Genomic DNA, 25,365 nt, shown 5'->3' with positions numbered 1-25,365 from the left:
TCAGCGCGCCCACCGGAAATGCTTGTGGTCGGTCGGGTCGGTGTGATGTTCGTCGGGCGGCAGGACGCGGGCGTTTTCGGAGACGACCTGAGCGACCGGTTTCACCTCGCCCATATGCCCGCCAAGTGCGGCATAGTCGCTGATGCGCATGGTGAACTCGATGGGCGCGACCAAAGCGGGTGTCGGCACATAGCCGAAGGATTGCGTCGGCATGTCCAGCACGTCGACCATCACGGTGATGCCGCCACCGGGCCAGACATAGCTTTCGGCGCCGCCGCAGGTGACAAAGGCCAGCGCCTCCTTGACCGACTTGGTCAGGCGCACCGGGTTTTCGGTGACGCCGGCGCGCAGCGACCCGCCCGCGCCCCCCATGAACAGAACCGAACAGACAGAGGGTTCGCAGTTTTCGGCAATCAGGTCGGCCGAAGCTTTCAGCCGGTCGGGGATTTGCACCGGTTGCGGGGTGAGCGTGTCGTCAAGCTCGAAATAGGCATATTGCTCGCCCGTGGTGGACACCATCAGCAGGCGCAGGCCGGGCCAGGCGACCTCGGGCTTGAACTCGCCCAGGATCACCAGCGGGTCGGTGATGTCGGTGCCGCCCCAGCCGGTGCCGGGCTCGGCCACCTGGAAATAGCGGCCCGGTGTCGAGCGGCGGCCCTTGATGCGGATGCCCGTGTGCGGCACGTCAAGCATCCGGCCTGCCTGATGTTCGCTGAGCACGCCGGTGATGTGATCGTCGACCACGACCACTTCGTCCACATGGCCCGTCCATTGCTTGGCGAACATGCCGATGGCGGCAGAACCGCAGCCGACGCGCATCAGCTTTTCCTCGACCCCGTTGATGATGGGGGCTTTGCCGGCCTGAACCACAACGGTGGTTTCGTGGCCCGGCTCGCCGATGACCATTTCCACCGCTTCGCGGTTGCAGAGCTTCAGGAGGGCATCGCAGGTCACGCGGCCCTCTTTCTTGGAGCCGCCAGTCAGGTGTTCGACTCCGCCCAGCGACAGCATCTTGGAGCCGTATTCGCTGGTCATCACATGGCCGATGGGTTCGCCGTCGACCCGCACCTCATCGCGTTCGTGGCCGATATGGCGGTCGGTGTCGATCTTCACCTTGACCCCGCAATAGGAGAAGATGCCTTCGGTCACCACGGTGACCATGTCGACGCCTTCGACCTGCTGGCTGACGATGAAAGGGGCGGGTTTGTAGTCGGGATAGGTGGTGCCCGCGCCCACGGCGGTGACAAAGGGGCGGTGACCCTGCAGGATGTCGCCATCCCAGTCGCCGGGGGTGCCGCCCTCCATGAAGGGCACTAGTTTCTGGTTGGTGTGTTCGATCACGGTCAGCGCGTCGAGGCGCACCAGCTCGCCGCCGTGGTTGGCATAGCGGTCGCAGGCGCCCGAACGCCCGTCGGCGATGTAGCAGAGTACCGGGCAGGCGTCGCAGCGGATTTTCTCGGGTTTGACGCGTTCAGTGGCCATTGGCGTGGTCTTTCAATGCTTCGCGCAGGCGCGATGGCGTGGCGGGCCCCTGATAGAGGCGCACCCCGCAGGCATCCTTGATCGCGTTCAGGATTGCGGGCGCGGTGGGGATCAGGGCGTGTTCGCCCAGCCCCTTGGCGCCATAGGGGCCGTGCGCGTCAGGTTCTTCGATGATCAGGGTTTCGACCGGGGGCATGTCGCCGATCGTGGGGATCAGGTAGTCGTGCAGGTTCTCGGTGCGGCCGGGAATGTATTCTTCCATCAGGGCCATGCCCAAACCCTGTGCGATGCCGCCTTCGACCTGACCCTCGACCATCATCGGGTTGATGGCGCGGCCCACGTCATGCGCGGCGGTGAAGCGCAGAGGTTTGACGGTGCCCATCCGGGTGTCGACCTCGACCACCACCAGATGCGCGGCATAGCCGAATTGGGCATAGGGGATGCCCTGGCCGTTTTCGTCAAGCGGTTTGGTGGGCGGATCATAGGTCTCTTCGGCGCGCAGGACGTAACCTTGGGCATCGGCAGGCAGGGGGGCGAGATCGATCTCGTGGGTGCGGTCGCCGTCGGTGATCTGCAGGGTCGGGCCGGTGAGGGTCAGCTCTGCCTCGGGGCTGGCGTTGACGCGCGACAGGATCTCCGCGCGCAGGGCTTCGCCCGCCAGCTGCGCGGCCTTGCCGGTGACGTAGGTCTGGCGCGAGGCCGAGGTTTTGCCGGCGTCGGGCGTGACGTCGGTGTCGGGGCCGATAAGGGTCAGCTGCGTGGTGGGCAGGCCAAGCGCGGTGGCGAAGATCTGGGCGATGACGGTGTTTGCGCCCTGCCCGATATCGGCCGCGCCCTGATGCAGAACCAGCGTGCCATCGGCGCGGATGCCGCCCTTGATGGTCGAGGGGTTGGGCAGCGAGGTGTTGCCGCAGCCGTACCACCCGGCGGCGATGCCGACACCGCGTTTGAGGGTCCGGTTTTCGGCGTTGAAGGCGGTGGCCTGTTCGCGTTCGGTTTTCCACGCGGGCCGCAGCGCTTTTAGGCAGGGACGGATGCCGACGCCCTGATCGAAGACCTGACCGCAGATTGTCGGTACGCCGTTTTCCAGCGCGTTCGAGATGCGGAATTCCAGCCGGTCGATGCCCAGCCTGTCGGCCAGTTCGTCGAACAGGCTTTCCTGTGCCAGCGCCGATTGAGGAACCCCGAAGCCGCGGAAGGCGCCGGAAGGGGCGCAGTGGGTGTGGATGCCCTTGGCCTCGGCCCGGTAGTCGGTGAACCGGTAGGGGCCGGAGGCGTGGACAGGCACGCGGTTGGCGACGGTCGGCCCCCAGCTGGAATAGGCGCCGGTGTTGAAAAGACCGTCAAAGGTCATGCCGCACAGCTTGCCATCCTTGGTGGCGCCGATGCGCAGGCGCATGTCCGAGGGGTGGCGCTTGGTGGTCGATTGCATCGACTCGGTGCGGGAATAGGTCAGGCGCACCGGCTGGCCGGTCTTGAGGGCGGCGATGGCGAGATAGGGCTGCACCGAGATATCCAGCTTGGCCCCGAAGCCGCCGCCGGTGGCGGTGGGAACGATGCGGATCTGGTCGCGCTCCATGGCGAGGATATCGGCAAGGCTTTCGAGATCCATCACCGGGGCCTGGGTGCAGGCGTGGACATGCACGCGCCCGTCCACGACCTGGGCAAACCCGGCCTCGGGTTCGATATAGGCGTGTTCGACAAAACCCGAGCGGAAGCGGCCCTGGACCACGATATCGGCGCGGGCCAGCGCCGCCTCGGCATCGCCATGTCTGACGAAGCCCGAGGTCATGACATTGCCCGCGCGGTCAGGGTGCAGCAGGGGGGCGCCCCTGGCCATCGCCTCGGCCATGCCCGTGGTCGCGGGCAGTTCCGTCCACGTGACCGGGAAGCTGCGCGGATCGAAGGCGGCGATGGTGTCGGGTGTTCCGACGATGGCGGCCACGGCCTCGCCCCGGAACCGGGTCTCGCCGGTGGCGAAGACGGGCTGGTCGACAAAGCCCGGAATGGTGCCGAAGAGGTTGCGCCCCGGCACATTCGCCGCCGTCAGCACCGCGGCGATGCCCGGAGTGGCGGCAAAGGCGTCGAGGTCGCCAAATTCGAAGGCATCACGGTGATGGGGCGAGCGGATCACGTACAGTTCGAGCGTGCCCGCCGGGGCCACATCGTCGCCGAAGGCTTCGGTGCCCGCGACCTTGGGCAGCCCGTCGAGGCGGGGGATGGCCGCGCCGATATGGTCGTCGTGGTATTCGCGCCTGATCGGCTCACGATAGGTCTGCACCACCGCATCGATGATCTTGCGATAGCCGGTGCAGCGGCACAGGACGCCGCCGAGCGCATCCTTGACCTCGTTCTCTTCCGGTCGCAGGTCGCGGCGCAGAAGGGCGGTGGCCGAGACCAGCATGCCGGGTGTGCAGATACCGCACTGCGCCGCGCCGTGGGCGTGGAAGCTGTCGGCAAGGCGCTGGGTTACCGGCTCGTTCCGGGTCAGGCCGGTGAGGGTTTCGACCGTTTGTCCCGCCGCCTGATGCGTGGGCGTGAGGCAGGCACAGACGGCCTCGCCATCGACAAGCACGGTGCAGGCCCCGCAATCGCCGGCGTTGCAGCCGATCTTGACGTCGCGTGCCGACAGGCGTTCGCGCAGTGTCTCGGACAGGCGTTCCCCCAGTCGGGGGCGCACGGCAACGGATTCGCCGTTCAGCCTGAACTGGATCAGTGCGTCATCAACCCGACCGTCCATCGGAACCTCCGGCCTTGTGAATTGCGCGCAGGATCTGTTCGGCCACCGCATCCGCGCGATAGGCTGCGCTGCCGCGGATGTCGTCGATCGGGGTGAGCGGGGCGAGGTGGGCGTCGCGCACATCCACCTCGGCAATCGTCTTGCCGGTCAATTCCTGTTCCAGCGCGGTCAGGCGCTGCGCCACGGGCGAGCAGGCGCCGACCGCGATGCGGGCCTCGGCAATCCTGTTGTCGTCATCCAGCGCGATCAGGGCCGCGGTCATGGTGATCGAGATCACCAGATAGCGCCGCGCGCCGAGCTTTTCGAAGCTGCCGGTGGCGTTGTCGGGCGGGGCGGGGATCAGCACCGCCGTCACCATCTCGCCCGGTTCGAGCGCGGTTGCGCGGACACCGGTGATGAAGTCGGACAGGGGCAGGCTGCGGGTCGCCCGGATCGAGGTGATCTCGACCTGCGCGTCGAGCGTCAGCAGGGGTGGCACGCCGTCGGCGGCAGGTGAAGCGTTGCAGAGGTTGCCCGCGACGGTTCCGGCGTTCTGAATCTGGATGCTGCCCACCTCGCGCGCGGCCGCCTGCAGGCCGGCAAAGGCGGGGGGCAGTTGCAAGCGGGTGATATCGCTCCACCGTGTGGCCGCGCCGATGCGCCAGTGGCCATCTTCGCGCCGGATGCCGCGCAGGCCCCCGATGCGGGTGATGTCGAGAAGGTCGGTCTGCAACGCGCCCTGCGGCTTGGACGGATAGAAATCGGTGCCGCCCGCAACGATTCTGGCCCCGCCAGCGGCCAGGGCATCAAGTGCTTCGCTAAGTTCAGTCGGTGCGAGATACCTCAAACAGCCGCCCCTCCCCGGATGCCCATTCTTGTTTGTGTACGAATGATATTGAAGGATTGCGATTCGAGTCAATGATGTGCGGGCTGCCGCCCGTCACGTTTGTGCGGGCGGGCGGCTCATCCGTGCGCGCCATATCTTCATCAGGTCGTCGAACCGGGGGTCCTGACGCAGGGGGGCCAGATCGGGGTCTTCGGTGGCCCATTTCATCATCCGGATCGGCCGGCCCTCCATGATCGATTTCCTGAGATACGCGAGGGCGTTGTCGCGATCCCCGAGCATCGAATAAGCGCAGGCGATGTTGTAGGTCGAGCGCGGATCGGCGGGGGCGACATCAACGGCCTTTTGCAGCCAGTCCAGCGCCCTGTCGCGATCACCGAGATGGATCAGGGCGAACGCGCCGATATAGGCGGCGTGCACATTGCGGTCGTCATATTCGAACAGCCTGCTGGCGATCGAGAATGTCTCGTGCGCGAGGGTCAGCATTCTGTCCCTGTGGCCAAGTTCCTTCCACAGGGTCATCAGCATCATCTTGGATTGCAGATCGTCGCCCCGCACCCTGGCGGCCTTGTGGAACAGGTCTGCCGCGGTCTCGAAATCATTGTGGACCACATGGAACATGCCGAAGTTCCAGAATGCCTCGTACAGCATGGGGTCGATTTCAAGCGCGGTGTTGAATTCGCGGATTGCGCCAGCGGTGTCGTCCTTGAGCATCAACACGAAGGCGAGTGAAGCGTGGGCCTCGGCCATGCCCGGCGCGACCTCGAGCGCGCGGCGGCTGTTGGCTTCGGCGGTATCGAGCATCTCGGGTTCGGACGAGTAGAAATGGTAATAGGTCGCGTCGCAGTCGGACAGGCCGGTCAGCGCGATTGCATAGCCGGGGTCCAGCTCTACCGCCCTGAGGAACAGTTTGCGGGCATTTTCGAGGTTGTCACGGCTCATGCTGTGCATCAGTTGCCGACCCTGAAGATAGCAGTCATAGGCCTGAAGGTTGCGCGTGGGCACGCGTTCGATGGCCTTTTTCTCTTTCGGGGCGATGACGATTTTCAGGGCGTCGACGATGTTGCGGGTGATTTCGTCCTGCACCTCGAACACGTCGGTGAGGTCGCGGTCATAGCGTTCGGCCCACAAATGGCCGCCGGTCTGGCCGTCGATCAACTGGGCCGTCACCCGCACCCGGTTGCCCGACTTGCGAACGCTGCCTTCGAGGATGAACATCGCGTCCAGATCGGTGCTGATCTGACGGACGTTCACCGACTGGCCCTTGTAGGCAAAGGTCGAGTTGCGGGCGACGACGAACAATCGCGAGATCCTGGACAGGTCGGTGATGATGTCCTCGGCGATGCCGTCCGAAAAATATTCCTGTTCGGTATCGCCGCTCATGTTCGAAAACGGCAGCACTGCGATGGAGTAGCGTTCGGGGGTGGCGGGCGCAGATGAGTGCGGCGCGGGTGATCCGGAGGCGATCTGGAACACATGAACCGGCTTGGCGATGTTTTTCAGCTGTTTCAGCCCCAGGTCGCGGAAGGCGCAGTCGACCTTGCCGACAACCATATCGTGGGCGGGACCCGAAAGGCAGATGCTGCCCGGTTCCGACAGGCTTTCCAGCCGGGCCGCAACATTGACCCCGTCGCCATAGATGTCGTCGCCATCGACAATCACATCGCCGAGGTTGATGCCGATGCGCAGGGCGAACGCGTCGTCGATGAGCGACAGGGTCTGCTGGATCGCCAGCGCGCATTCCACCGCGTCCACGACCGAGGTGAACTCGGCGAGAAATCCGTCGCCCACGAGTTTGACGATGCGACCGTTGCGGCGGGTGATGTGGGGGTCGAAATGGTCGGCATGATGCTGCTTGAGCGCGGCAAGCGTTCCGGCCTCGTCCGAGGCCATCAGGGCGGAAAACCCCACCACATCCGCAATCATGATCGCTGCAAGCCGGCGCGTCACCTTGTTTCCCCCTTCTTCGTACGATCATACGACGTCCGCGGAAGGGGCGGAACTGCTTATCTGGGGGCCGGTTCGTCGTTTAGCGAGGAAAGCCGTGCTGGCGGATCTCGGCGGATCATCGGTTTAAAACCGGCGCTCGGTATCGCGCGTCAGGGTATAGGTCTGGCGCCAGATCTTTTCGAACAGCGGCAGGGATCGGGTGCGATAGACCTCGTTTGCCTGCAGGTCTTGCCCGGATTTGAGCAGGTCGGCGACCAGCAGGCACAACGCTATAGCCTCTTCCAGATCCAGGATGATGGGCTGGAGTTGGGAGGCGAATTCCGGTGAAAACTCACCGCGCCGGATGCGGGCCTTCAACTGGTTCAGATCGGCCTGAACGATTTGTCTGGGAACGCCGGACAGCGAATCCAGTTCCGATCCTTCCTTGGTCACGGGTGTGACCCAGCCGCCATGCACCGCAATGAGCGCCTGGGATTGCAGGTGGTACAGGTGGCGCGAGTCGTGTTCGAGTTTGACGATGGTCCTGTATTGCAACAGAAGATCGGCATCCGGATCGGTCTTGTTGGCGGTGTTGTTGGCCCAGGCAGAAGACAGGAACAGGGTCAGGACCGTTATTGCCGAAAGAAAACACCTGCGCGTCATCGATTACCCCCTCGATTGCGGCCATCCTATCATTTTCGGGCATTTTTTGCCATTTCTCAGCGATTTGGGTCGGCGCGGCCGAATATGCCGGGACTTGGAGGTTTTTCAGAAACATTGGTTGGTAGGGCTTGGTGTTCTCATGGGCCGCTCAGCCAGACTGCGCATGATAGCAACGCCGGGTTTCCGTGTTAGAGTCGGCGGAACTTCGCAGATGCCCGTGCCCTGAATTGTCCGGATTTCACGTATATGATAGCGAAACGATATCGGGACGGCGCAATGTCGGCAATCAGTCTGCCTTGTGCCCGCCCCCAAAGAATAAAAGCACAAACCGAAGGTTCGGGTGTTTCGACCACAGTTCTGACAGGCGGTATCAAAACTGTCTGGCAATGGTTCCTGAGTAAGATTTTACCGACGCGGTCGACGTTCCTGCCTTTGTCCCTGATCGCAGCAGTGTCTTATGGCAAGGGATCGCAAAAGATGTTGATGGCACGTCAGCTGGCGGATGTCGAAGACCTGTATCGGCGGGAACGGGAGTTGCGCCTGATCTTTGTCTCGCAACAACGCGACCCCCTTTTGCTGGGCCTTATGATTGCAATGTGGGGCATGCTCGGGCTCATTGTCCTGCGTATTGCCGACTATCATTTTTCGGTGCTGGCCAAAGCCGCGTTTCTTTGGGAATTCATCCTGTCGATTTGTTAGGCCTCGGACAGGTATCGTGTTCTGCCGGAGCCACTGCGAGGGCTTACACTTGGTGCGTCGGGCGGTATGTTGATGTACCCGCACTTTGGACCAAGGACCGCTCATGATCGAATTGCGAGACCTGCAACTGCTGAGTGCCCTTGCGCGGCATCGCCATTTTGCCAAGGCGGCCGAGGAATGCGGGATCTCTCAGCCCGCGTTCTCGATGCGCATCCGTAATCTGGAGGAGCGGCTGGGCATCACCATCGTGCGCCGGGCCAACCGGTTTCAGGGTCTGACCGACGAGGGTGAGATGATCGTGCGCCGGGCGCGGCGCATTCTGGGCGACACCAAGGCGCTGGAACAGGAGGTTGCGTCGATCCGGGGCGAGATTTCCGGTTCGTTGATTCTGGGCGTTATCCCGACGGCGCTGGCCTTTACCGGTCGGCTGGTGCGGCGGCTGCATCAGGCGCATCCAAAGATCGTGGCGCGGATCGACTCGATGTCCTCGACCGCGATCCAGCAGGGGCTGGACGAGGGGACAATCGATGCGGGCATCACCTATGGCGACAGCATCGGCACCGATCTGCGCCATGTGCAGCCGCTTTACGAGGAAAGCTATGTGCTGTTGGTGCCAGCGCATATGACCGACGAAACCGGGCCGATCCCGTGGGCGCGGGTGGCCGAGTTTCCGCTGTGCCTGCTGGAGCCACAGATGCAGAACCGTCGCATCCTCGACCGGATTTTTGCCGAGCTGGGCCTGCATCCGCGCGTGGTGGCCGAGACCAGCGGCTTTACCGCCGCCATGGTCATGGCGCGCGAGGGGCTGGCGGCGGCGGTGGTACCGCGCGTGCTGATCCGGGCGCTGGGCGACCCGGAGGGCACAAAGGTGCTGCCGCTGGTCGAACCCGAGGTGTCGAAACCGATCTGTCTGGCAACGCTGGAACGCGATCCGGAACTGCCGACGGTGGCGGCGCTGCGGCGGGTGGTAACCTCTTTACGGTGATAAATTGTCGTTATCGTGCGATTGAGATTTGCGATTTGACGATATGATGAGCTGATGAGAGACCGGGGCGTCAGTCGGAGGGCATCATGGCACCATTGGATACCAAGCCAGCAGGCGCGCCAAAGGGCGTCTGGAAGTCAGGTAAAGGCAAGGGGCGGCGCACGCCCAAGGGCCGTCAGTTCACGGATGAGGCACAGGCCGAGATTGCGCGCCTGCTGGGCGACCGCCCGCGCCGCCGCGACCTGCTTATTGAATTCCTTCACTTAATTCAGGATGCCCACGGCCACATCAGTTCCGATCATATCGCCGCGCTGGCGGTGGAAATGCGGATCGGTCAGGCCGAGATCTATGAGACCGCGACCTTCTATGCCCATTTCGACGTGGTCAAGGAAGGTGAGACGCCGCCGCCCGCGCTGACCATCCGGGTGTGCGATTCCCTGTCCTGCGAGATGGCTGGCGCCCAGCAGTTGCAGAAGGCGCTGGAGGACGGGTTGGACCGGTCACAAGTGCGTGTGCTGCGCGCGCCATGCATGGGGCGTTGCGACACCGCGCCGGTGCTGGAGATCGGCCACAACCATATCGATCACGCGACCCCCGAAAAGGTGCAGGCCGCGATTGCCGCAGGTGACACCCATGCACATCTGCCCGAATACGAGAATTATGCCACCTATGAGGTAAACGGCGGTTACGCCAAGCTGAAAGAGCTGCGCGACGGCGGCAACTGGGAAGAGGTACAGGAAACGGTTCTGGCCTCGGGCCTGCGTGGTCTGGGCGGCGCTGGTTTTCCGTCTGGCAAGAAATGGGGCTTTGTTCGCATGAACGAAGGGCCGCGCTATCTGGCCGTGAACGGGGACGAGGGCGAGCCGGGTACGTTCAAGGACCGCTACTATCTTGAGCGCACGCCGCATGTCTTTCTGGAAGGGATGCTGATCGCCGCCTGGGCAGTCGAGGCCAAGACCTGCTTTATCTACATGCGCGACGAATATCCGGCGGTACTGGAGATTCTGGCAAAAGAGATTGCCGCGCTGGAACAGGCCGGGATCGTCGCCAAGGGTTACATCGATCTGCGCCGGGGCGCTGGCGCTTATATCTGCGGCGAAGAATCCGCGATGATCGAGTCGATCGAGGGCAAGAAGGGCCTGCCGCGTCACCGCCCGCCATTCGTGGCGCAGGTCGGGGTCTTTGACCGTCCGACACTGGTTCACAATGTCGAGACGCTTTATTGGGTGTCGAAGATCTGCCGCGAGGGGCCGCAGATCCTGAACTCGGTTGAAAAGAATGGCCGCAAAGGGCTGCGCAGCTATTCGGTCTCGGGCCGGGTGGCGAAGCCGGGTGTATACCTGCTGCCTGCAGGGTCGACCATTCTGGACGTGATTGATGCCGCCGGGGGCATGGCCGAGGGCCATGTGTTCAAGGCGTATCAGCCGGGCGGGCCGTCGTCGGGTCTGTTGCCTGCAAGCATTGACGACGTCCCGCTCGACTTTGACACGCTGCAGCCGCTTGGCACCTTTATCGGGTCTGCCGCCGTGGTGGTTCTGTCCGATCAGGACACCGCGCGGGATGCGGCGCTGAACATGCTGCGGTTCTTCGAGGATGAAAGCTGTGGCCAGTGCACGCCCTGCCGGGCGGGCTGTGAAAAGGCGGTCAAGCTGATGAAGGCCGACAAGTGGGATCAGGATCTGCTGGAGGACCTGTGTCAGGTGATGGCCGATGCCTCGATCTGCGGTCTGGGGCAGGCGGCCCCGAACCCGATCCGTCTGGTCATGAAACATTTTGCCGACGAAATCTGAGGGGAGACAGAGCCATGCTTGACGCAAGCCCAACCAAGACCGTCACCTTCAGCCTGAACGGCGATGACGTCACCGTGCCCGAGGGCACCACGATCTGGGAAGCGGCCAATGGCCGGGGCCTGGTGATTCCGCACCTGTGCCACAAGCCTGCACCGGGATATCGGCCCGATGGCAACTGCCGCGCCTGCATGGTCGAGGTGGAGGGCGAGCGCACGCTGGTTGCTTCGTGCATCCGGCCTGCGGCGGACGGTATGATTGTGAAGACCGACAGTGACCGCGCCGAGAAATCGCGCGCCATGGTTATGGAACTGTTGGTTGCCGACCAGCCCGAGCAGCCGCATGACGTATCCAGCCATTTTTGGGATATGGCCAGGCTGAACGAGGTCTCGGGCAGCCGCTTTCCTGCGAAAGAGGCCGAGAAAATCCCGCTGCTGGATGACAGCCACGTCGCGATGCGTGTCAATCTGGACGCCTGCATCAACTGCAACCTCTGCGTCCGCGCCTGCCGCGAAGTGCAGGTCAACGACGTGATCGGCATGGCCGGTCGCGGCCATACGGCGCAGGTGGTGTTCGACCAGAACGACCCGATGGGTGCGTCGACCTGTGTTGCTTGTGGCGAATGCGTTCAGGCCTGCCCGACCGGCGCGCTGATGCCCGCCACCGTGCTGGATGACCAGCAGCGCGGCGACAGCAAGGATTACGATTCCGAGACCGAAAGCGTCTGCCCGTTCTGCGGTGTGGGCTGCAAGGTGTCGCTGAAGGTCAAGGACGGCAAGGTCAAATATGTCGAGGGCATCAACGGTCCCGCAAACGAGGGCCGCCTGTGCGTCAAGGGTCGCTTTGGCTTTGACTACATCCACCACCCGCACCGTCTGACCAAGCCGCTGATCCGACGCGAGGATGCGCCCGCCAAGGGGCTGAATGTCGATCCGGGCGACCTGTCGACCCATTTCCGCGAAGCGACGTGGGAAGAGGCGATGGATCTGGCAGCCACCAGGCTGATGGCCCTGCGCGCCGAAGACCCACGTTCGGTTGCCGGTTTCGGCTCGGCCAAATGCACCAACGAAGAGGCGTATCTGTTCCAGAAATTCATCCGTCAGGGCTTCCGCCACAACAACGTCGACCACTGCACCCGTCTGTGCCATGCGTCGTCTGTGGCGGCCCTGATCGAGAATGTGGGCTCGGGCGCGGTGACCGCGACCTTCAACGAGATCGAGAACGCCGATGTGGCGATCATCATCGGCTCGAACCCGATCGAGAACCACCCCGTCGCGGCGACCTATTTCAAGCAGTTCGCCAAGCGTGGCGGCAAGCTGATCGTGATGGACCCGCGCGGCGTCGGCATGCGCAAGTTTGCCACCGAGATGCTGCAGTTCCGCCCCGGTGCCGACGTCTCGATGCTGAACGCGATCATGAACGTGATCGTCGAGGAAGAGCTGTACGACAGCCAGTACATCCACCGCTGGACCGAGAACTGGGAGGCCGAGAAGGAACATCTGCGCGCCTTCACCCCCGAGAAGATGTCCGAGATTTGCGGCATCGAGCCCGATCAGCTGCGCCGCGTCGCGCGCATCTTTGCAGGCGCCAAGGCCGGTCTGATTTTTTGGGGCATGGGCGTCAGCCAGCATATCCACGGCACCGACAATTCGCGCTGCCTGATCAGCCTTGCGCTGATGACCGGCAACGTGGGCAAGCCGGGCGCCGGTCTGCACCCGCTGCGGGGTCAGAACAATGTACAGGGCGCATCCGATGCGGGCCTGATCCCGATGTTCCTGCCGGATTATCAGTCGGTGACCGATGACGGCATCCGCGCCAGGTTCAACAGCGTGTGGAACTCGGAGGACTTCTCGAACGAGAAAGGCCTGACCGTGACCGAGATCATCGATCACGCTTATGCGGGCAAGATCCGGGGCATGTACATTCAGGGTGAAAACCCCGCCATGTCCGACCCCGACGCGGGCCACGCGCGCGAGGCGCTGGCCAAGCTGGACCTGATGATCGTGCAGGATATCTTTCTGACCGAGACGGCGAACTATGCCGACATCATCCTGCCCGCCTCGGCGCTTTACGAAAAGAATGGCACGGTGTCGAACACCAACCGTCAGGTGCAGCGGGTGCGCCCCGCCGTGCCGCCGCCGGGCGAGGCGCGCGAGGACTGGAAAATCACCGTCGAACTGGCGCAGCGCATCGGGTTGAACTGGGATTACACCGACGTGTCGCAGGTGTTCGACGAGATGAAGCTGACGATGAAGTCGCTCAACAACATCACTTGGGAGCGACTGAAGACCGAAACCATCACCTATCCGTCGCTCAGCGAGACCGATCCGGGTCAGGCGATCGTGTTCGGCGACGGCTTCCCGCGCCCCGAGGGCCGCGCCCGGTTCACACCCGCCAGTGTGATCCCGCCCGACGAGGCGCCGGACGCGGATTATCCGATGATCGCCACGACGGGGCGCCAGCTGGAACATTGGCACACCGGGTCGATGACCCGCCGGTCGCTGGTGCTGGACGCGGTCGAGCCCGAGGCCAACTGTTCGATGAACCCGCGTACGCTCAAGCTGATGGGGATCGAGCCGGGCGAGATGGTGCGCCTGACCACCCGGCGCGGATCCATCGAGATCATGGTGCGCGCCGACCGGGCCATTGCCGAGGACATGGTGTTCATCCCCTTCGCCTATGTCGAGGCGGCGGCGAACATCCTGACCAACCCGGCCATCGACCCCTATGGCAAGATCCCCGAGTTCAAGTTCTCGGCGATCCGGGTCGAAAAGATCGAGGCTATCGCGGCGGAATAACTCTCCTCCTCCTGCCGCGTGACGGGCGGTCCCTTCGGGGGCCGTCCTTTTTTGTTCGGCCATGTGCCGACTTTCAGGTTTGCGGTTTTCTGGTTCGTCAAACCAACGCGGTTTTCCCCCTTGGCGCTTTATGCGGGCATCGGTCAGGAGCGCGTCGGGAATCCAGCAACGAGTCAGATGCCCACAAAGCACGGCCGAAGCCATCCGCAAACACGTGCGGGGCGTTTGTTCTGAGGTAAAAACAGGAACTCGGCAGGACACCTGTGAGGTCGCCCAACCTTCACTTTGCCCAAAGATGAGGATGATAACGATGGCAATTGCATCCGGAACAAAAACTAAAACGTGACCTGGCAAATTGGCCCGGAACAGCCCCGGGGGTCAGCAACAATTACAGAGACTGCTGTCCCGCAAGACCGGCGCCACAACTGCGCAGATTCAGAACGCCTTTGGCTGGCAGCCACATTCTGCGCGCGCGGCGATTTCGATGATGTGCAGGATGTGACAAACCGTTGAGCGATCAGGATATGACAAAGGAACGGTCTACCAGATCCCTGAACGGGAAGAGTGTATCCCACCTTGTATCTCATCTGTCGGACGACTGAGATACACAGCCGGAGAAAGGGGAGGATTTCCCCTTGTTTTGCGGGTCTTTCAGAGAAAGTGGCTGTGCACCCAGTCCTGAGCCAACCAGTCTCGGCTGTATTTTCCCTGTTAACAGGGAAAATACAGGGAAAAAGTGCCAATCCTGCGAAGATTTGAGCTCGTCTCCTTGATTTCCAGTAAGAAAACAGTGGCTTAGGCGTGATTTCCCTAAGTCCATTAACAGGGAATTTCCGCTCCGATAACAGTGAATTTGATGGAACGAACAGGGAAGCGATACCGAGCCCGATCTAAGCGGCATAACGATCTAGCTGCCCAAAATTCCAAGAGCCGACGTTCGAGCGAAGTGCAGCGAACGACTGGAACGAGCCCAACCCGGCCATTGTGTTTTCATGCTGCACGCGCTCGCAGCGCGGGGGGTTTCTGCGGTAGCTGAATTTTCGGCTGCCGCAACGCGGCGAGAAAACTGGCCATTCGATCAGAGCGCAGCAAAATTCTCTGTACGAAAACCAAGACACGGGACCAGGTGGTAGTTCGAAAAGGTTTGCGAATCTTACATATATGTCAGATAGTGGATCTCATCCAACAAAACTCAACCGGATGGGAGGAATTTATGACAAAACGCAGAAAGACTCGGCTCAAGCACCTTGCCGAAAAGGTACAAAAGGGCGAGCGCATCGTTGGCATGGAGTGCCATGACACCCCCAGCGCGATTATGGCCGAGGAATTAGGCATGGATCTGCTCTGCTGTGGCAGCCCCGGCCCGATGGGCATGATGGGTCACAAATCCATGGCCACCGTGGATTTCGAGGAACAGCTCTACATGCTCGAAGGTGTGCTGCGTGGAGCATCGTCGCCGTTCATCATCTGCAACATGCCAAACACGACGGCCTGCATCTCGGTTGAGGAATCGGTTCGCAATGCCGCAAAGGTCGTCAAGTTAGGCGCCGATGGCGTGCATATCGAACCCTCGCTTGGCACCGTTGGTCATATCAAAGCCATCGTCGATGCCGGTATTCCCGTCGTGGGGCATTTTGGAGTTCAGGGCGAACGTGCGGTGATGAACTCGGGCCATGCGCCGGCCGGACGCACCGCAGAAGAGGCATCGGCCATTGTCGAACTGGTCAAGGCATCGATTGATGCGGGTATTTTCGCGGCTCTCTTCGAGCACACGTCGGTTGAGCTGACGAAATGGTGCTACGAAAACTTGCCCGTTGCAGTGGCCAGCCTTGGCTCCGGTCCACACGCGCATGGAATTTTTCATGTATCCAGCGACATCATCGGGTGTTCGGTCTTTCCCATTCCCCCCAAACGCGAAGTGTTCGGTGACGTCTGGGGCGAAATGCAAAGAGCCTACTCAGCCTATTTCGAAGCAGCCACGAGTGGGCAGTTCCCCAAGCCGGAGCTCAGCCATGAAATGCACGCTGGCGAGTTTGAGAAATTCGTCAGTACGGTGCATTGAGCCCATGAAGGGCGCCAAGCGGCTTGATCCACGTGGATTGATGCAATGGTTGGCGACCCTCCCCGAAAAGAACGGGGCCTGCGTCGAATGTGGCGCAGGTCTTGGAGAGCTGTCGGCATTCCTAAAACCCTACTTTACCACTGTGGTGGCGACGGACGTGGCGCCACCCCGATTGCAACAGACGCCGGTCAAGGTTGTTAAGGCAGCTGCCGAGAAGCTTCCGGTGAGAGAGCAGAGTGTCGATTTGCTGTTTTCCATGCAGGCGCTACACCACTTTGATCTTTCGGCACATCTTGCCGAAGCTCAACGAGTTGTGCGAACGGGTGGCGTTTTCGCAGCATTGGCGTGGGGCGAGATTTCACTGCCTCCGCGTGTACGGGCTGCATACCAAACTCTTTTCGAAGTCATTGGCCCCCATTGGGAATGCGCGCGCGAATGGGTGATTTCAGGATATGAGGGGTTGTCGCTTCCGGGCACCGTGATCGAGGTGCCTGCTGCAATGATGCGGCGCCAGATGACTTTACCTGCCCTTGAAGCAGAGTTTGCAAAATGGAGCGCAGTGCAGAATGCACTGCGAGCAGGAGTTTCGCTTGAGGAACCTGACTACGACGAGATGCCTTTCTCCGACGACGCCGAATTCGATGTGTTTTGGCCGATCGTTGGACAGGTCTTCCGCCTCTAAACCTAATCCCAGATCAAGGCGGCCACTGGGTTTTCTTCTGCCATGCGGTTCATGGGACAGTCCGGGCAGGTCTTGGAGCTAGGGACATTCTCACAGCCCTTGCACTCCTGAACTGATTTCTCGGCATCCATTATTGTCCGCCGGAGTGAAAGTGCCCGCTCGGCCTTTCGGCTCAACTGCTCAGCCAGGTCTTCGAGCAAGGCGCCAACGGAGAGACAAGAAGAATTCCCGGTTGAATGCTTTGATCGTTCCTGCGCGATCTCCGCGACGGTTTCCAACGGAATATCGAGCGCACGCAACTGTCGCATGAGCTGTGCAACCGCGAGGTCCTCTTCATCATATTGACGCGTACCGCCTTCAGATCTGCCAGGCGTAATGATCCCAAGCTGCTCGTAGTGGCGCAGCATTCGCTCGGTTAGACCAGTTGCTTGTACCAATTCGCCAATTTTCATGCATCGGTCTCGTCTAGTTTTTTCCTGGATCTGGCATCGGCGTCAGATAAGCAACAATATAGATGTGGACTATGTAAGGTCAAATAGGGCTCAGAACCGCCTAACGCCCGCGTGGCAATGCCGGTGCAACAGGCTGATCGAGACCGGTCATCCGGGGGATCGGGCCAAGTCTTTGATCTTGTATCATGTTGCTCAATGCGTGGTCATAGGCAAGTCAGGAGCCGTAGTTCGCGCATGGGCGGCAAAACCGAAGTGTGAGCCCATCCTGTGAATTTGATTTTCTCGCTGCGCGCGCTCGCAGCACAGATTTTGCCGCGCGCGCATCATCTTTAGTACGACAATGCAGCGAGAAGAGCGGCCATTCGTGCCAGGCGCAGCGAGACTTCTTCAGGCAAGGAACGAGTCGCGGACTGAGCGAGCATCTAGTTAATTGACTGCAGTGTCTGGTTTGCTTTGCATTGCGGTATTTCGCTTCAAGAGAAATGGCACAAGGAAGGTCCTCTCCTTTGTCGCCGACACACCGTCGCAACGTCCCCGCAGCGGCCATTCGATATCTCGTTGCGCAATCTCAATCTGTCTGAAGTTTCACAGTGTGTTCTATCGCAAAGGATAGTTCCGAACGCCAAGGACATCCGTCCTGGAACCGAGGGAATCAACTGGCCACTTTCCGGCGTTGGCATCTGAAAGCAGAAACCGTGAGCCTGGAAATGTGCTGAAGGGTCGTTCCTTACAGAAGTTCCTTGTTCGATTATTCTTCATGTTTTCAAACCCATAGAGACTGCCTTGCGCTGGTAATTAGGAGCGCTGCCAGATTCATTGACCGAACTATATCTAATGATATATCAGATGAGGTATCAATAATTCGAACAGGGCGACGCCATGCTTTCCGACGATTACGCGATTCAAGGAGTGCTTAACGAAGCAGCGATCCCAAGCCTGGGCCAGTTTGACGTGATCGTTGCCGGTGGTGGCGCTGCGGGTGTCTCGGCAGCAACGAACATCGCCCGAAAAGGGCATCAGGTTCTCATGATCGAGCGCTACGGTTTCTGCGGCGGTGGAGCGGTTGCCGGTATGTCGGGCACGATTTGCGGTCTCTACATGTCCAGCGATCGGAACGCCAATCGTGCCGAGCAAGTCGTGTTCGGTTTTGCCGACGAGTTCCGCAAGCGGTTGATCGCGCGTGGCGGTCTTACGGAACCGCAGCGCTATGGCAAGACCTGGACGGTCACGCATGACCCGCACATGTGGCGCGAAAACGCGGACGACTTTTTGTCCGATGCAGGCGTGAACATTCTCTACCATTCCCGCGTCGTGGGCGTGCTGCGAGATGGGGCTGCCGTGCGTGGCGTGATAGTTGACACGAAATCCGGCCTGGCCAGGATTGAAGCCAAGCTGGTTGTTGATGCCAGTGGCGACGCCGATGTCGTGCACCGCGCCGGCTGGGCGACCACCAAGGGGCAGGACGGCACCATCCAGAACCCGACGATGATCTTCCGGTTGGGCAATGTCGATGTGGGCGCTTACCTGGAGTACTGGGGCGATAACACGATCAGCCCGGCACACGTCGTCGAGGCGTTGATCGAGGCCGAGAACAGCGGCAATTACCATCTTCCGCGCAAGAAGATCTGGATCTTTCCGACCTCGCGCCCGAACGAGCTCATGGTCAACGCCACCCGCATCCTGGGCCGTGACGGGCGCGATCTGGATGTGACCAACCCGGTTGATCACACAGAAGCAGAAATCGTCGCCCGCCATCAGGTTCGGGAATATGCGCGGTTCCTAAAGGACAAGGTGCCGGGCTGTGCTGACAGCTATGTCGTCGATACCGGGGTCGAGGTCGGTATTCGCCAGACCCGCTCGATTGTCGGGGTCAAACGTCTGACCAACCAGGACGTGGTGGGGCGCCACAAACATGCCGATGGTGTCGTGCGCTGCCCCTGGCCGATCGAGTTGCATTCCGGCCAGAAGCCCAAGGTCGAATGGCTGCTGGACGACTATTACGAAATTCCTTTCGGCACGCTCATTCCCGAGATTGGCGAGAACATCATCGTCGCCGGGCGCTGTCTTTCCGCTGAACACGAGGCCTTGGCCTCTGCCAGGGTCACTGCACAATGCTTTGGTTATGGCCACGCGGCGGCTGTGGCAGCGGACATCGCGCTGCGTGACGGCGTCGCCCTGCGCAACATCCGAGGCGAAGACGTTCGCGACATCCTGAACCGCGAAGGGGCCGCACTGGACTGATTTTGCGGACTTTCCAAAAGCAATCAATGTCCAACCCTAGGAGGAAACCCATGAATTTTGCAAAATCCCTGATGGCTGGTGCTGCAGCGCTGGCTCTGTCGGCGACAGCGTCGCTGTCGGACAGCTACGACTGGAAACTCCAGTCATTCTGGGGCGGCGGATCTGCGCCTCAACTCGTCATTGAACAATTCGCGGCTAACATGACTGCGGCCTCGGGCGGGGACATCAACATCACTGTCCTTCCCAACAAGGCCATTGTCGCCCACAACCAGACGCTGCAGGCCGTAGGCTCGGGCATTCTCGATATGCAAAAGAGCACGCCATGCTACTATGCCGGTGTCGACGCGGCCTTCGGCCTGCTGTGCGAAATGAACGCGGGCTATTCCAACGTCTATCAGTTTCTCACCTGGTACTATCAGGGCGGTGGCCTTGAACTGGCCCGCAATATCTATGCCGAGCATGGGCTATACTTTATCGGGCCGGTGCCGTGGGGCGTGGAATCCATCCCCATGAAGGAACCGATCCGTACGGTTGCCGAATTTGAAGGCGTGAAGATACGAATGCCTGAGGGGCCGTCTTCCGATCTTTTCCGGGCAATCGGAGCGGCGCCCGTTTCGGTGCACGGTTCCGAGGTTTACACCTCGCTCGAAAAGGGTGTGATCTCGGCCACGGACTGGTCGACGATTTCGATCAACGACGGCGCGGGCCTGCATAATGTCGCACCCTACGCGATCTATCCGGGCATCCACTCGATCCCGATGGGCGACGTATCGATGAATCTCGAAACCTGGAACAGCCTGGATGCCAAAACCCAGACCCTTCTAGAACTTGGTGTGCGGACGTTGGCGCTTGATATGCTTCAGACTTTCGAAAAGGCAGACGCCGAGGTGCTGGCGGCGGCCGAAGAAAAGGGCATCACCCTGATCGACTGGGCGCCGGAAGAACGCGCCAAGTTCCGCGCGGCTGCACAGGAAATCTGGGCAGCAACGGCGGCAAAAAGCCCCCACGCCCAGGAAGTCTACGAAAGCCAGATCGCCTGGCTGAAATCCATCGGTCAGATCGACTGATCTCTTCCAACTGCCGGGCCGTGATCGGCCCGGCTTTTTTCTTCGAGGACCACCATGGAACTGCCAGAGCCCGATGCGCGCAGCCCGTCTCTCCCCTGGGTGCTGAAACCGGTCGAGATTGCCAGCTATGGCTTTGCCATCTGCGTCGCCATCATCGGCTTTGAGGTGGTGATGCGTTACGGCTTTAATGCACCGCGGATTTGGGTGCAGGACATGGTCGTCATGCTGGTTGGGGGCTGTTTCGCGATTGGCGGCATCGTTGTGCTTTACGAAGGCAGCCATATCAGGATTACCGCGATCTACGACAACGTGCCTGAGCGGGTGCAGCGGTGGCTGGACTTGCTGGCGGCCATCGTTGCCGCAGCCTATCTGGCATTGGTGGGCTATGGCGCATGGGTCAATGCACGCCTGTCGATCAAACTCAATGAAACAACCGGAACCAGTTGGGACTCGCCCTTGCCGATGATCCTGAAATCCGTGTTGCTGGTCAGCGCGGGCATCATGTGCGTGATCGCCGTGACGCAAATCTTCCGTTCGATGAAACGCCTGGTGGCATAGGATCATGGGTATCGGACTGATCACGCTGATCCTTGTCATCGGCATCCTGTTTTTATTGTTCGCGGGCGTGCCGCTGGCCTTTTCCACGGGGATCATGGCCGCAGCCCTGATCCTGATGGAGTTCGGCCCGACGGGTCTCAGCCTCATCGCCACCCGCATCTACGATCTGATGGCGGATTTTTCCTTCGTGGCGGTGCCGCTCTTCGTGATGATGGGGCTGGTTCTGGAGAAATCAGGGGTCACCAACGATCTGTTTCGTGCCATGTCGATGCTGGGCGGCAAGATACGCGGCGGACTGGCGGTTCAGACACTGGCGGTTTCGGTTCTGCTGGCCGCAATGTCCGGCATCATCGGCGGCGAGATCGTCCTCTTGGGCCTGATCGCCCTGCCGGAAATGCTGAAACGCGGATACGACAAGAAATTGGCCGTGGGCGTTGTTTGTGCCGGGGGGTCCCTCGGTACGATGATCCCGCCGTCGATCGTGCTGATCGTTTATGGGCTGACCACGGATACTGGTGTGGGTGAGCTGTTCCTTGCCGTGCTACTGCCCGGCTTGATGCTGGCCGGCCTATATGTGGTCTATGTCATGGTGACGGCGACGATCTGGCCGGACAAGGCGCCGCCGCTTCCGCCTGAAGAACGCGACATGCCACGCGCCGAGAAGATGGCGGTTATGCGTGGTGCCATCTTGCCTGTCGCCGTGGCCGCCTGGGTGCTGACCTGTATCTATACCGGCATCACGTCCTTTATCGAAGCCGCCGCCATGGGTGTCATCGGCGCGCTGATCTCGGCCGCGGTCAAGGGCACCTTCTCGCTCGGTCTCATCCGGGACGTCTGCAATCAGACCCTGCGCATCTGTGGCATGATCATGTGGATCGTGTTCGGCGCAACCGCCCTCATCGGCGTCTACAATTTCTTCGGCGGTGCGGCCTATGTCACCTCGGCCATCAACGGGCTCGACTGGTCGCCGCTGGCGATCCTGATCGTGATGATGCTGATCCTCTTTGTGCTTGGCATGTTCATGGACTGGATCGGCATCCTGCTTCTGACCATGCCTATCTTCGTGCCGATCATCATCGGCTTCGGCTATGACCCGATCTGGTTCGGCGTTCTGTTCACCATGAACATGCAGATGTCCTATCTGACGCCGCCCTTCGGCCCGGCCGCATTCTACCTGAAAGGTGTCGCACCCGACGACATCACGATGGGCGACATCTACAGCTCATTCTGGCCGTTCATCTTCCTGCAGGCGCTGGCCATCGGACTGCTGATCGCCTTTCCGCAAATCGCCCTCTGGCTGCCATCCGTGTTGATGTGAGGATCCCATGAGTAAGATCACCGAATTCGAAACCGCCGTTGCCGACATTCCGTCCGGTGCCATGCTGGCCATCGTTGGCGTCATCGGCTGGATCGTCCCGGAAAAGCTGCTGCGCAGCTTGGGGCAGCGTTACCTTGATACCGGTGCGCCGGGCGATCTGACGCTTTATGTCCCCTGCTTCGGGGGCGACAACGGCGCGATCAAGGGCATTGATAACCTGATGCACGACGGCATGACCAAGCGGTTGATCACCGGGTCGTTCATCAACCCGCCCGATCCGAAGACCGGCGAACGCCCCCGGTCGATGGGGCAGGTCCGGGCCAACAAGATCGAGGCCTACACCTTTCATATCGGCGTCATGATGCATTGGCTGCGCGAGATTGCGCGGCGCAGCCCCGGATATCTGACCGAGGTCGGCATCGGCACCTTTGTCGACCCCGATCTGGATGGCGGCAAGGTCACACCGCGTACCACCGAAGACATTGTCGAAAAGATCGATTTCCGCGGCAAGCCGCACCTTTTCTTTCCGAGCCAGCATCTCGATTACGGCATCATCCGGGCAACGTCGGCCGACAAACACGGCAACCTGTGTTTTGAGGACGATCCCCTGGTGTCGTCCAACCTGGCGATCGCGCTGGCGGTCAAGGCCTGCGGCGGCAAGGTGATTGCCCAGGTCAAGCGCACCTATGAACCCGGCGAGCGCCATGCGCATATGGTCAAGGTGCCCGGGGTCCTGGTCGATCAAGTGGTGGTCGATCCTGACCAGCAACTGGTCACCGGCATTCAGGACGACGCCCGGTTCCTGGGCCAGACGCGGATGGACCCGCGCGAGCTGCAACCGCTGAAACCCGGTGCGCCGACGGTGATTGCCCGCCGTTCTGCCAGCATGATCAATAAAAATGAACTGACGATCTACGGGTTCGGCGCCTCGTCCTCGATCCCGACGATCTTTGCCACCGAAGGCCGGTTCGATGGCGATGGCATCTATGACTACCCCTCCACCACCGAGCACGGCTCATACGGAGGCATCGTCACCTCGGGCTGGCAGTTCTCGGCCAATTACAACCCCGATGCCCTGCTTGATGGCGTAACCCAGTTTGATGCGATCCATGCGGGCCTGTGCAAAACCTGCGCGCTGGCCTTTGCCCAGTTTGATGCTGAGGGCAATATCAACGTCTCGAAATTCGGGAGCGCCAATCCCGGATCGGGCGGGTTCATCGACATCGCACACAACGCCACCAACCTGATCTTCAACGGCACCTTCACCACCGGCGGGCTGAAGGTCGACGCCACAGGGGGCAAGCTGACGATCCTGCAGGAAGGCAAGGTTTCGAAATTCGTCTCAAGTGTCGAACAGATCACCTACCCGCTGCTGACCGGTGTGCGTGAGCGTGGTCAGACCGCCCATTTTGTCACCGAACGTGCCGTCTTTGCGGTGACGCCGGACGGTCTGGAACTTCTCGAAGTTGCCCCGGGGATCGACCCGAAAGCCCAGGTGCTCGACTTGATGGGCTTTGCGCCGGTGCGCGTGCCCGATCAAATCCCCCCGATGGATCCGAAACTCTTCACGTAAAGGAAAACCTTCATGCTCGAAATCACCCGTGATGGCGCTGTCGCCACGTTGTCCATCGACCGCCCCGAGGTCCGCAACGCCATGAGCCTCGGGCTTGCCCACAGGATCGCCGAGGTCACGGCGGAACTGGACCGCGACCCGGAGATCAAGGCGATTATCCTGCGCGGCAAGGAACATGGCTTCTGTGCCGGCAGCGACCTGAAGGAACTCGCCACGTTCAACCTCGACCAGATCTCCGCGGCAGAACGTGAAAAAGCTGCCGTGGCCCGCTCGTTCTGTTTCATGGATACGCCGGTGATCGCGGCGGTGGACGGGTTCACCATGGGCGGCGGCATGGTGTTCACGGTGTCCTGCGACGTGGTTTTCACTGCGAAGAACGCCCGCTGGCATTTGCCCGAGGTGGCGTTGGGCTGGAACCCCGGCTGGGGTGTCCAGGCATTCCTCGCCCGTTGCGGGCCTTATGTGACCCGCCATGTCTGCTGGGGCGTCGATCCGTTCGATGGCGAAGAAGCCGTTCGTCTGGGATTGGCGGATTTCCTTGCCGAGGGCCGCGCGGCCGAGGCAGCGCACGAATACGCGACCAAGCTCACGGCACTGCCGGAACACGCCGTTACGGCGACCAAGCGGCTTTGTGCACCGGCGGCGGGTGAAAACAGCCAGGTGCTCGATCTGATGGCCAACCAGATGTTTCATGAAAGCTGCAAGCACGAGGTCGCCAGGGCCTCATATGCCCGGTTTGGAGTGAAAATCTGATGACGGAAGGCCTGCGCGAGATCGATCACGGGGCGGTTCTGACCCTGGCGCTGGATCGGCCCGAGCGGCGCAATTCAATGGATCTTGCAGTGACACGGGCGCTGGCCGGGGCGCTAGAGCGCGCCGCCCGCGATGAAGGTGTCAATGCAATTGTTTTGCAGGGATATTCGCATGGCTTCGGAGCAGGCAGCGATCTCAAGGCTCTCTCCGGTCAGAGCGTCGGAGAAATGATCGCAGACGAACGCGAAATGGCGGCGCTGGCCCGCAGCTTCAATCGTCACCCGAAACCGATCATTGCCGCTGTCGACGGGTACGCCATCGGCGGTGGCGCGGTCTATGCTGCATCCTGTGACGTGGTTTTTTCCAGCGCGGATGCAAAATGGGCCCTTCCAGAGGTTCCCATCGGCTGGAACGCCGCCTATGGCATTGCCGCGATGCAGGCGCGACTGGGGGCCTATACGGCGCGGCATATCCTTTGGGGGGCAGAAGGGTTTTCCGGTGAAACCGCATATCGGATCGGGTTAGCGGACTTCCTGGCCGAAGGCAGCGCGGCCAAGGCCGCACTCGACTATGCCACCCGGCTGGCTGCGCTACCGGCCCACGCGGTTGCGGCAACCAAACAGCTGTGCGCGGGGCCGATTGACCGGGATGCGGTTGAGATGGACGACCGCGCGATGGCGTCATTCGAGCGTTGTCTCGCAACCGGAGCCGCACAAGCCACGCTTCGGAAGTTCGGCATGGTCTGAGGGTATT

Annotated in this window: 20 protein-coding genes; 14 read left to right on the top strand and 6 right to left on the bottom strand. The window is 61.2% G+C overall.

What is annotated here, in order from left to right:
• The 5 genes from ACR0LZ_RS00855 to ACR0LZ_RS00835 form a co-directional block, all read right to left on the bottom strand.
• Complete coding sequence (locus ACR0LZ_RS00855; protein WP_480747869.1) at positions 1–1,482, bottom strand: 6-hydroxynicotinate reductase; 1,482 nt, start codon at positions 1,480–1,482, stop codon at positions 1–3.
• On the bottom strand, positions 1,472–4,222 hold the full coding sequence (locus tag ACR0LZ_RS00850; RefSeq protein ID WP_480748085.1) for a molybdopterin-dependent oxidoreductase: 2,751 nt from the start codon (positions 4,220–4,222) through the stop codon (positions 1,472–1,474). Before ACR0LZ_RS00850 ends, ACR0LZ_RS00855 begins: the two co-directional genes overlap by 11 nt.
• Positions 4,206–5,048, bottom strand: a complete 843-nt coding sequence (locus ACR0LZ_RS00845; RefSeq protein WP_480747868.1) for an FAD binding domain-containing protein — start codon at positions 5,046–5,048, stop codon at positions 4,206–4,208. Before ACR0LZ_RS00845 ends, ACR0LZ_RS00850 begins: the two co-directional genes overlap by 17 nt.
• 93 nt (positions 5,049–5,141) lie before the next feature.
• Positions 5,142–6,995: a TPR end-of-group domain-containing protein gene (locus ACR0LZ_RS00840; protein WP_480747867.1), complete on the bottom strand. Its 1,854-nt coding sequence runs from the start codon at positions 6,993–6,995 to the stop codon at positions 5,142–5,144.
• 123 nt (positions 6,996–7,118) lie between these two features.
• On the bottom strand, positions 7,119–7,637 hold the full coding sequence (locus ACR0LZ_RS00835; RefSeq protein ID WP_480747866.1) for a hypothetical protein: 519 nt from the start codon (positions 7,635–7,637) through the stop codon (positions 7,119–7,121).
• A gap of 276 nt (positions 7,638–7,913) precedes the next feature.
• Here ACR0LZ_RS00835 and ACR0LZ_RS00830 point away from each other — a divergent pair, with 276 nt between their 5' ends.
• The 7 genes from ACR0LZ_RS00830 to ACR0LZ_RS00800 all read left to right on the top strand — a co-directional run bounded on the left by ACR0LZ_RS00830 (position 7,914) and on the right by ACR0LZ_RS00800 (position 16,650).
• Positions 7,914–8,336 carry a hypothetical protein gene (locus ACR0LZ_RS00830; RefSeq protein WP_480747865.1) on the top strand — a complete coding sequence of 141 codons (423 nt, stop codon included), beginning with the start codon at positions 7,914–7,916 and terminating at the stop codon, positions 8,334–8,336.
• 103 nt (positions 8,337–8,439) lie between these two features.
• Positions 8,440–9,321, top strand: a complete 882-nt coding sequence (locus ACR0LZ_RS00825) for a LysR family transcriptional regulator (protein WP_480747864.1) — start codon at positions 8,440–8,442, stop codon at positions 9,319–9,321.
• 86 nt (positions 9,322–9,407) lie between these two features.
• Positions 9,408–11,111 carry an NAD(P)H-dependent oxidoreductase subunit E gene (locus ACR0LZ_RS00820; RefSeq protein WP_480747863.1) on the top strand — a complete coding sequence of 568 codons (1,704 nt, stop codon included), beginning with the start codon at positions 9,408–9,410 and terminating at the stop codon, positions 11,109–11,111.
• A 14-nt stretch (positions 11,112–11,125) separates the two neighbouring features.
• A complete protein-coding gene (gene fdhF, locus ACR0LZ_RS00815; RefSeq protein WP_480747862.1) occupies positions 11,126–13,906 on the top strand; it encodes a formate dehydrogenase subunit alpha in 2,781 nt (926 codons plus the stop codon).
• 355 nt (positions 13,907–14,261) lie between these two features.
• Entirely contained in the window at positions 14,262–14,408 is a 147-nt protein-coding gene (locus tag ACR0LZ_RS00810) for a DUF3489 domain-containing protein (RefSeq protein ID WP_480747861.1), read from the top strand.
• Positions 14,409–15,119: 711 nt separating this feature from the next.
• Positions 15,120–15,968: a 3-methyl-2-oxobutanoate hydroxymethyltransferase gene (locus ACR0LZ_RS00805; RefSeq protein ID WP_480747860.1), complete on the top strand. Its 849-nt coding sequence runs from the start codon at positions 15,120–15,122 to the stop codon at positions 15,966–15,968.
• A gap of 4 nt (positions 15,969–15,972) precedes the next feature.
• Complete coding sequence (locus ACR0LZ_RS00800) at positions 15,973–16,650, top strand: class I SAM-dependent methyltransferase (RefSeq protein ID WP_480747859.1); 678 nt, start codon at positions 15,973–15,975, stop codon at positions 16,648–16,650.
• A gap of 2 nt (positions 16,651–16,652) precedes the next feature.
• Here ACR0LZ_RS00800 and ACR0LZ_RS00795 read toward each other — a convergent pair whose 3' ends face one another.
• A complete protein-coding gene (locus ACR0LZ_RS00795; protein WP_480747858.1) occupies positions 16,653–17,102 on the bottom strand; it encodes a MerR family transcriptional regulator in 450 nt (149 codons plus the stop codon).
• Between the two features lie 879 nt (positions 17,103–17,981).
• Here ACR0LZ_RS00795 and ACR0LZ_RS00790 point away from each other — a divergent pair.
• From ACR0LZ_RS00790 to ACR0LZ_RS00760, 7 genes are read left to right on the top strand one after another with little or no spacing between them, the layout of a single operon-like run.
• Positions 17,982–19,343, top strand: a complete 1,362-nt coding sequence (locus ACR0LZ_RS00790; protein ID WP_480747857.1) for an FAD-dependent oxidoreductase — start codon at positions 17,982–17,984, stop codon at positions 19,341–19,343.
• A 50-nt stretch (positions 19,344–19,393) separates the two neighbouring features.
• Positions 19,394–20,410 (top strand): TRAP transporter substrate-binding protein DctP, encoded by a 1,017-nt coding sequence (dctP, locus tag ACR0LZ_RS00785; RefSeq protein ID WP_480747856.1) that lies wholly within the window; start codon positions 19,394–19,396, stop codon positions 20,408–20,410.
• A gap of 54 nt (positions 20,411–20,464) precedes the next feature.
• Positions 20,465–20,968 (top strand): TRAP transporter small permease subunit, encoded by a 504-nt coding sequence (locus ACR0LZ_RS00780; RefSeq protein WP_480747855.1) that lies wholly within the window; start codon positions 20,465–20,467, stop codon positions 20,966–20,968.
• Positions 20,969–20,972: 4 nt separating this feature from the next.
• Positions 20,973–22,286, top strand: coding sequence for a TRAP transporter large permease (locus ACR0LZ_RS00775; protein WP_480747854.1), 1,314 nt, complete (start codon positions 20,973–20,975; stop codon positions 22,284–22,286).
• A 7-nt stretch (positions 22,287–22,293) separates the two neighbouring features.
• The gene (locus ACR0LZ_RS00770) at positions 22,294–23,859 is read left to right on the top strand and encodes a CoA-transferase (RefSeq protein ID WP_480747853.1); all 1,566 of its coding nucleotides are present in this window, start codon (positions 22,294–22,296) and stop codon (positions 23,857–23,859) included.
• 12 nt (positions 23,860–23,871) lie between these two features.
• Complete coding sequence (locus ACR0LZ_RS00765) at positions 23,872–24,612, top strand: enoyl-CoA hydratase/isomerase family protein (protein WP_480747852.1); 741 nt, start codon at positions 23,872–23,874, stop codon at positions 24,610–24,612.
• A complete protein-coding gene (locus ACR0LZ_RS00760) occupies positions 24,612–25,358 on the top strand; it encodes an enoyl-CoA hydratase/isomerase family protein (protein WP_480747851.1) in 747 nt (248 codons plus the stop codon). Before ACR0LZ_RS00765 ends, ACR0LZ_RS00760 begins: the two co-directional genes overlap by 1 nt.
• Positions 25,359–25,365 lie beyond the last annotated feature (7 nt).

The organism is Ruegeria sp. CI1 (assembly GCF_056536925.1).
This window is presented reverse-complemented; position numbering and strand designations above follow the sequence as displayed.

Excerpts from the sequence above, each read along its gene's own strand:
- ACR0LZ_RS00795 (WP_480747858.1), bottom strand. The coding sequence starts at position 17,102 with ATGAAAATTGGCGAATTGGTACAAGCAACTGGTCTAACCGAGCGAATG.
- ACR0LZ_RS00780 (WP_480747855.1), top strand. The coding sequence starts at position 20,465 with ATGGAACTGCCAGAGCCCGATGCGCGCAGCCCGTCTCTCCCCTGGGTG.
- dctP (WP_480747856.1), top strand. The coding sequence starts at position 19,394 with ATGAATTTTGCAAAATCCCTGATGGCTGGTGCTGCAGCGCTGGCTCTG.
- ACR0LZ_RS00850 (WP_480748085.1), bottom strand. The coding sequence starts at position 4,222 with ATGGACGGTCGGGTTGATGACGCACTGATCCAGTTCAGGCTGAACGGC.
- ACR0LZ_RS00765 (WP_480747852.1), top strand. The coding sequence starts at position 23,872 with ATGCTCGAAATCACCCGTGATGGCGCTGTCGCCACGTTGTCCATCGAC.
- ACR0LZ_RS00800 (WP_480747859.1), top strand. The coding sequence starts at position 15,973 with ATGAAGGGCGCCAAGCGGCTTGATCCACGTGGATTGATGCAATGGTTG.
- fdhF (WP_480747862.1), top strand. The coding sequence starts at position 11,126 with ATGCTTGACGCAAGCCCAACCAAGACCGTCACCTTCAGCCTGAACGGC.
- ACR0LZ_RS00835 (WP_480747866.1), bottom strand. The coding sequence starts at position 7,637 with ATGACGCGCAGGTGTTTTCTTTCGGCAATAACGGTCCTGACCCTGTTC.
- ACR0LZ_RS00825 (WP_480747864.1), top strand. The coding sequence starts at position 8,440 with ATGATCGAATTGCGAGACCTGCAACTGCTGAGTGCCCTTGCGCGGCAT.
- ACR0LZ_RS00790 (WP_480747857.1), top strand. The coding sequence starts at position 17,982 with ATGCTTTCCGACGATTACGCGATTCAAGGAGTGCTTAACGAAGCAGCG.
- ACR0LZ_RS00760 (WP_480747851.1), top strand. The coding sequence starts at position 24,612 with ATGACGGAAGGCCTGCGCGAGATCGATCACGGGGCGGTTCTGACCCTG.
- ACR0LZ_RS00805 (WP_480747860.1), top strand. The coding sequence starts at position 15,120 with ATGACAAAACGCAGAAAGACTCGGCTCAAGCACCTTGCCGAAAAGGTA.
- ACR0LZ_RS00775 (WP_480747854.1), top strand. The coding sequence starts at position 20,973 with ATGGGTATCGGACTGATCACGCTGATCCTTGTCATCGGCATCCTGTTT.
- ACR0LZ_RS00855 (WP_480747869.1), bottom strand. The coding sequence starts at position 1,482 with ATGGCCACTGAACGCGTCAAACCCGAGAAAATCCGCTGCGACGCCTGC.
- ACR0LZ_RS00770 (WP_480747853.1), top strand. The coding sequence starts at position 22,294 with ATGAGTAAGATCACCGAATTCGAAACCGCCGTTGCCGACATTCCGTCC.
- ACR0LZ_RS00830 (WP_480747865.1), top strand. The coding sequence starts at position 7,914 with ATGTCGGCAATCAGTCTGCCTTGTGCCCGCCCCCAAAGAATAAAAGCA.
- ACR0LZ_RS00820 (WP_480747863.1), top strand. The coding sequence starts at position 9,408 with ATGGCACCATTGGATACCAAGCCAGCAGGCGCGCCAAAGGGCGTCTGG.